Below are 6662 nucleotides of genomic sequence, written 5' to 3' on the forward strand. Positions count from 1 at the left end.
GTGCGGCCGCACTTCTGCAGCATGAAGATCACCCAGGACGTGCGCGACTATGCCGCGTCGCTGGGTGTGAGTGAAAAGAAGCCTGCAGAAGGGCATGCAGGAAAAGTCGGTGGAGTTCGTGCGGAAGGGGCCGAGGTTTATCACCGGCAGTGAGGGCCTGCTGAAGCGGAGTTTGCGGGTCTGCCGGGGCGCGGCTTGGGTTCTTGGGCCGCCCGGCACTCGAACCTCGACCGCCGGCCGGGACGGGCCGCGTGCCTGGGGGTCGCGCCACGGGCGCAGGCGGAGGGGGAATCCTGCGACGCCCGCCCCGCACCGGCCGCGCGAGCGGCCTTGCGGGGCTCGCGCGGCGTCTTGCGTCGTGATGATGACGCTTCGCGTGCGGCATGGGCGCCGGTTTGGCGTCCGCCTCTTTGGAGGCAGTCAAGCCGGACTGACATGGCGGGTCTGCCGGCATCCCTCCGCAGTCTCGCCCGCGCACGCTCTCCCGATGCGCGCCAGCGCGCATGCCAGACTGACATCCGGGCGCCCGAAAACTTAGAGCAACTTCCCCGGATTCATGATCCCCGCAGGATCCAGCACCGCCTTGATCTCCCGCATCAAGCGCAACTCCAGCGGATTCTTGCTGTGCAGGAAATGGTCCCGCTTCAACTGCCCGATTCCGTGCTCCGCCGAAATGCTGCCGCCGTAGCGATTCACCTCGTCCAGCACGGCATCCGTGATCGCCGCCCCGTGCGCCGCCGCCCAATCGCGGTCGCGCGGCCGGGCGCGACAGGTTGTAGTGGAGATTGCCGTCGCCGAAGTGGCCGAAGATGTACGGCCGGATATCGGGGTACAGGGCCCGCACCCGCGCCTCGGCGGAAGCCATGAAATCGGGAATGCGCTCGATAGGCAGCGAAACATCGTGCTTGAGGTGCGGGCCATCGGCGCGCTGCGCCTCCGAGATTTCCTCGCGCAGCTTCCACAGCGCCTGCAGCTGCGCCAGCGAGGCCGAGACGGCCGCGTCCAGGCACAGCCCCTCTTCGAGCGCCTGGCCGATCACGCTTTCGAGCAGCGCATTGAGCGCCGCCTCGTCGGCCGTGTCGGCCAGCTCCACCAGCACGTAGGCCGGATAGCGCTGGGCAAAGGGTTCCTGCACGCCCTCAGCGTGCTTCAGCACCAGGTCTACGCAGTCGCCGGAAAAGAATTCGAACGCCTGCAGGCGCGCGCCGCACTTCTGGAACAGCAGCTCGAAAAGCCGCAGGGCCTGCATGGGCGACTCCACCGCCGCCAGCACCACCGAACGCACGTCGGTCCGGGGAAACAGCCGCAGCGCCACCGCGGTGATCACGCCCAGCGTGCCTTCGGAACCGATCAGCAGCTGCTTGAGGTCGTAGCCCGTGTTGTCCTTGCGCAGCGTGCGCAGGCCGTGGAACACCTCGCCGGTGGGCAGCACGGCTTCCAGGCCCAGCACCAGCTCGCGGGCCATGCCGTAGCGCACCACGTTGACGCCGCCGGCATTGGTGGCGACGTTGCCGCCGATCTGGCTGGAATCCTCGGCCGCCAGCGACAACGGCAACAGGCGCCCGGCTTCCTGCGCCGCGCGGCGCAGATTACCCAGGATGCAGCCCGCCTCGGCCACCATGGTATTGGCGATGGTGTCGATGGAACGGATGGCGTTCATCCGATCCAGGCTGAGCACCACGTTGGCGGGCGAGGCGTCCGGCGTCGCGCCGCCGCACAGCCCGGTATTGCCGCCGCGCGGCACCACGGCCACGCCGGCCTGCTGGCACAGCGCGAGGCAGGCCGCGACCTCTTCCGTGCTGCGGGGACGGACGACGGCCTGGGCCTGCCCCTTGTACAGGCCCCGCCAATCGGCAAGCCAGGGCGCGATGTCGTCGGCAGCGGTGAGAACAGTGTCCGGCCCCAGGGTCTGGAGCAGGCGCGCGGGGAAATCGGAGGGACTCATGATTGCGGACTCGGGTCGGATAAAGGGAGATCGAGGTTCAGCCGGGCGGCGGCCAGCTTCAGATGGCCGGTGGCGGCCTGGCGGGCGCCCTCCGGATCCTGGCGGCGTATGGCCTGGAGCACGGCCACGTGTTCCTGGTGGACGGCGGCGGCCAGCCCCTGCTGGCGCGCGGTATGCGAGCGCGCCGTGGCAACCGCCATGCGCAATTGCAGATTGAGGTAGCGCAGCAGCTCCTGGTAATAGCCGTTGTGCGTGGCGGCCGCGATGGCGACGTGAAAGGCGATGTCGTGCTCCACGCCGTGCTCGGGATGGTCCAGGTGGGCCTCCAGGCGCTGCAGCGCGCGCTCCATGGCGCGCAGGTCGGGCTCCGTGCGGCGCAGCGCGGCCAGCGCGGCGGCCCCGCCTTCCAGTTCCATGCGCAGTTCGTAGACGCTGGCGAGCTGGCGCCGGTCCAGGCCCACGTCGGCCGATACCTGGAACCCCTGGGCTCCGGTGCGCGCCAGCACGGTGCAGCCCGACCCCTGGCGGCTCTGGATCAGGCCCTGGGCGCGCAGCCGTTCGGTGACTTCGCGGATTACCGCGGCGCTGACGCCATACTGGTCCGCAAGCGCGCGGCCGGCGGGCAGCTTGGCGCCCACGGGGTACACGCCGTTGGCGATGTCTTCGGCAATGCGGTGGGCCACCTGTTCGGTCAATGTGAGCGTGCGGGCGAGCATGGCGGGATTATAGGCATAGTTTTCAGGTTATATGAAAACTTTTGGGGCGGCCTGGCCGGCGTCGAGCCGCCGCTCTCAGGCCGCGGCGGCCGCCTGGTCCAGGCCGAGATCGGTGATTGCCTGCGCGTCGGCCACGGCACAGCGCCGCCCGCCCATGGCCTTGGCGCGATACAGCGCCGTGTCGGCGGCCAGCATGGCCGCCTGGGGCGTGCGCTGCGGGCCGGCCAGGATGGAAATGCCGGCCGACAGCCCCACCGACACCAGGGTGCCGTCGGCCAGGGCGATGGGCTTGGAGACTTCGAGCAGCAAGTGCTCCCCAAGCCGCACCGCGGCCTCGGCGTCGATGCCCGTCACCAGGACCACGAACTCGTCGCCGCCGATGCGCGCCGCCACGTCGTCCACGCGCAGCATGCCGCGCATGCGCGCGGCGATGGTCTTGAGCACCTCGTCGCCCGCGGCATGGCCATGGGTGTCGTTGATGATCTTGAAATCGTCCATGTCCAGGTACAGCAGCGCCGCAGCCGCGTCGTGCTCGCGCTTGCTGGCGCAGACGCGCTCGAGCGCGGCTTCGAGCCCGGCCCGGTTGGCCAGGCCCGTCAATGCGTCCTGGCTCGCGCGGCGCTCGTTTTCGCGTTCGGCCTGCATGGTGGACACCAGGATGCGGTTCAGCCGGTGCGACGCGATGCTCATGCTGACGAGGTAGAACGGAATCTGGATGAACACAATGCCCATGACCACTTCGCCCGTGAACAGCGCCGCCAGGCACATCGGCCCCAGGCTGAGGAAGATCATGGCGCCCACCAGCCTCGGCGCGCCGTAATTGCGGAAACAGATGCCGCCCGCCATGGCCCCGCAGGATATCCCCGCCAGAGTGGCGGCCAGCCAGTCGCCGTTGATGAAGGTCGCGAAAACGCCGTAGCCCACGCTGAAAGCCCAGGCCAGGGCCAGCATGATGTACAGGTCGGTGTGGGTGTTGCCGCCGGCGCGCGAGGCTTTCAGGGCATGCCGCAGGACCAGCACGCGCACCAGCGCCAGCAGCACCTCCAGGATCAGCCACGAAATGTACATGGGCTCCGGGCGCCGCCAGGTGACCACGCCGGAAACCATGAGGGTATTGATGACCCCGCCAGCGAAGATCGGCAGCGTGCCGAACAGGCTGCCCACCAACGCCACGCGGATGTCGGGAGGGGTGTCTGGGCCGGAATCGGTCAGCCAGCGCGTCAGGCGCCACCTGGGTAATCGGAAACTGGGTCCTGTATCCACGCCGTGGGGTCCAAGGTTTCCCGCCAGAAACGCGGGACTGGCTGCGTTATAGCAGGAATTTGATCTTATTAATATTCCGAAACAGTTTCACCGGCAGCAACGGGCCGGCGCCCGCAGACCGCGCATTCGGGATCGCGCAGCACGTTTACGCTGCGCCACTGCATGGTGCGCGCGTCCAGCCAGAGCAGCCGGCCGGACAGGCTCTCGCCGACGCCGGCAAGCAGTTTCAGCGCCTCCGCCGCCTGCATGCTGCCGATGATGCCCACCAGCGGCGCGAACACGCCCGTGGTGGCGCAATTGACCGCTTCGACGTCGTCGGCTTCCGGAAACAGGCAGTGATAACAGGGAGCGCGCCCGTCGCGCAGGTCATAGACGCTGACCTGGCCGTCGAAGCGGATGGCCGCGCCCGACACCAGGGGCTTGCGGTGCTGCACGCAGGCGCGGTTGATGGCGTGGCGGGTGGCGAAATTGTCGGTGCAGTCCAGCACAACGTCGGCCTGGGCCACGGCATCGGACAGCGCCTGCCCCTGCAGGCGCTCCACGCGGGCATGCGCGCGCACCTGCGGGTTGAAGGCGGCCAGCAGGTCACGCCCGGACTCGGCCTTGGGCCGGCCCACGCTGGCCGTGGTGTGCAGGATCTGGCGCTGGAGATTGCTCAGCTCGACCGAATCGTCGTCGGCCAGGGTGATTTCGCCCACCCCCGCCGTGGCGAGATACAGCGCGGCCGGGGAGCCCAGCCCACCGGCACCCACGACCAGCGCGTGCGAAGCCAGCAGCTTTTCCTGCCCTTCGATGCCCAGCTCATCGAGCAGGATGTGCCGGGCATAGCGCAGCAGTTGCTCGTCGTTCATTTGCCCTTGGAGGGTTCCACTCCGGACGGGGTGATCTTCATGCGCTCGGTGGAGCCCATGGCGGGCTTGGAGTCGGCCTTGGCCTGGGCGCGCGCCGACCCCTTCTCGACCGGCTTGCCCGCCAGCAGGTTCAGCGCCTGCTGGAGCTGGAAGTCGTCCTTGCCGCCAAACTCGAAGACCTTGGTCGGGACGTCGACGTTGTCCTGGTCGGCGTTGGACTTCACCTCGTTGGCGGTCTGCTGGTTGGACAGGTGGCGCTGCAGGTCGGCTTCGCGCGGCAGGCGGAACAGGTCGCCCTGCGCGGTGTCGGCCACCACGTAGTCGGGCTCGATGCCCGTGGCCTGGATGGAACGGCCGCTGGGCGTGAAGTAGCGCGACGTGGTGAGCTTGACGGCCGTGGACTCCGACAGCGGCAGGATGACCTGCACCGAACCCTTGCCGAAGGTACGGTTGCCCAGCACCTTGGCGCGCTTGTGGTCTTGCAGCGCGCCGGCCACGATTTCGGAGGCCGAGGCCGAGCCCACGTTGACCAGCACCACCATGGGCACGGTCTTCACCCAGGCCGGCAGGCCGGCCAGATAGTTGCTTTCGCCGCGCGCGTACTCGGCCGGGGTGGCCAGGTACTTGTGGCGGGCGTCGGGCGTGCGGCCGTCGGTGGTCACCACCAGCGCGTCGGGCGGCAGGAAGGCGCCGGCCACGCCGATGGCGCTGGTGAGCAGGCCGCCCGGATCGTTGCGCAGGTCGAGCACCAGGCCCTTGGGCGCTTCCTTGGCGCCGAGATCCTTGAGCTGCTTGGCCAGGTCGGCGCCGGTCTTTTCCTGGAACTGGGCGATGCGCACGTAGCCCACGCCGTTGTCCAGCATCTTGCTGCGCACGCTGCGCACCTTGATGATGTCGCGGACGATCTTCAGCACGATGGGCTGGGGATGGTCGGCGCGCATGATGGTGAGCGTGATGGGCGACTTGGGCGCGCCGCGCATGAGCTTGACGGCGTCGCTCAGCGACATGCCCTTGGTGGGCGTGTCGTCGATCTTGATGATGAGGTCGCCGGCCTGCACGCCAGCCCGCGCGGCGGGCGTGTCTTCGATGGGGGAGATCACCTTGACGAAGCCGTCTTCGGCGCCGACTTCGATGCCCAGCCCGCCGAACTCGCCCTGCGTGGCCGTCTGCATCTCGCGGAAGGCGTCGGCATCGAGGTAGGCCGAGTGCGGGTCGAGGTTGGACACCATGCCCGAGATGGCGTTGTCGATGAGCGTCTTGTCATCGACCGCCTCGACGTAGTTGTTCTTGATGGCCGCAAAGACGTTGCTGAGCTGCCGGAGCTCGTCCAGGGGCAAGGGGCTGCCGCGCTGCGCGACTGCCGTCACGCCCACGCTCAGCAGCGCGCCCGCCACCGCACCGATGGCAATCAGACCGAAACCGCGAAACTTGCGAGTGCTCATGCACACTTCCCGAATATGTTTTCGCCGATGGGATTCAGTAGAACGGCACCGATATACCAGCAGCCTTCGACCAACGACTCATTCAACCCTATGGCGCCAGCCACTGGGCCGGATCCACAGGAGCGCCACGATGGCGAATTTCAAAGTATAGGCCGGATTCCACTTGGCCGCCGGTCGCCCCCACGCTGGCGATGGTGTCGCCCGCCGCCACGGGATCCCCCACCCTCTTGAGCAGACTTTGGTTGTAAGCATAGACCGTCAGGTATTGCTGACCATGATCCACAATGATGAGGTTGCCGAAACCCCGCAGCCAATCAGCGTAGACCACCGTACCCGGCGCCACCGCCTTGACGGGGGTGCCTTCCGGGGCGCGCAGCACGATGCCCCGCCACACGCCGCCGTCCGGACGGTCCACGCCGAAGCGGCCCTGCACCTGGCCGCGCAC

The 6662-nt window shown here is 68.3% G+C and carries 5 protein-coding genes and 1 pseudogene; all 6 read right to left on the reverse strand.

Annotated features, from left to right (window positions below; genetic code table 11):
- Window positions 1-534: 534 nt before the first annotated feature.
- Window positions 535-1945: pseudogene (locus AD428_RS20935) on the reverse strand (FAD-binding oxidoreductase).
- Entirely contained in the window at window positions 1942-2661 is a 720-nt protein-coding gene (locus AD428_RS20940) for a FadR/GntR family transcriptional regulator (protein WP_053246459.1), read from the reverse strand. Before AD428_RS20940 ends, AD428_RS20935 begins: the two are co-directional and overlap by 4 nt.
- Window positions 2662-2736: 75 nt before the next feature.
- Window positions 2737-3924 carry a GGDEF domain-containing protein gene (locus AD428_RS20945; protein ID WP_053246460.1) on the reverse strand — a complete coding sequence of 396 codons (1188 nt, stop codon included), beginning with the start codon at window positions 3922-3924 and terminating at the stop codon, window positions 2737-2739.
- Window positions 3925-3992: 68 nt separating this feature from the next.
- A complete protein-coding gene (locus AD428_RS20950; protein ID WP_053246461.1) occupies window positions 3993-4775 on the reverse strand; it encodes a HesA/MoeB/ThiF family protein in 783 nt (260 codons plus the stop codon).
- Window positions 4772-6217, reverse strand: coding sequence for a S41 family peptidase (locus tag AD428_RS20955; protein WP_053246462.1), 1446 nt, complete (start codon window positions 6215-6217; stop codon window positions 4772-4774). Before AD428_RS20955 ends, AD428_RS20950 begins: the two co-directional genes overlap by 4 nt.
- Window positions 6218-6305: 88 nt before the next feature.
- On the reverse strand, window positions 6306-6662 hold a 357-nt coding region (locus AD428_RS20960; RefSeq protein ID WP_082308528.1), incomplete at its 5' end, for a murein hydrolase activator EnvC family protein.

The sequence above is a fragment of the Achromobacter sp. DMS1 genome (assembly GCF_001270295.1).

Excerpts from the sequence above, each read along its gene's own strand:
- AD428_RS20940 (WP_053246459.1), bottom strand. The coding sequence starts at position 2,661 with ATGCTCGCCCGCACGCTCACATTGACCGAACAGGTGGCCCACCGCATT.
- AD428_RS20950 (WP_053246461.1), bottom strand. The coding sequence starts at position 4,775 with ATGAACGACGAGCAACTGCTGCGCTATGCCCGGCACATCCTGCTCGAT.
- AD428_RS20955 (WP_053246462.1), bottom strand. The coding sequence starts at position 6,217 with ATGAGCACTCGCAAGTTTCGCGGTTTCGGTCTGATTGCCATCGGTGCG.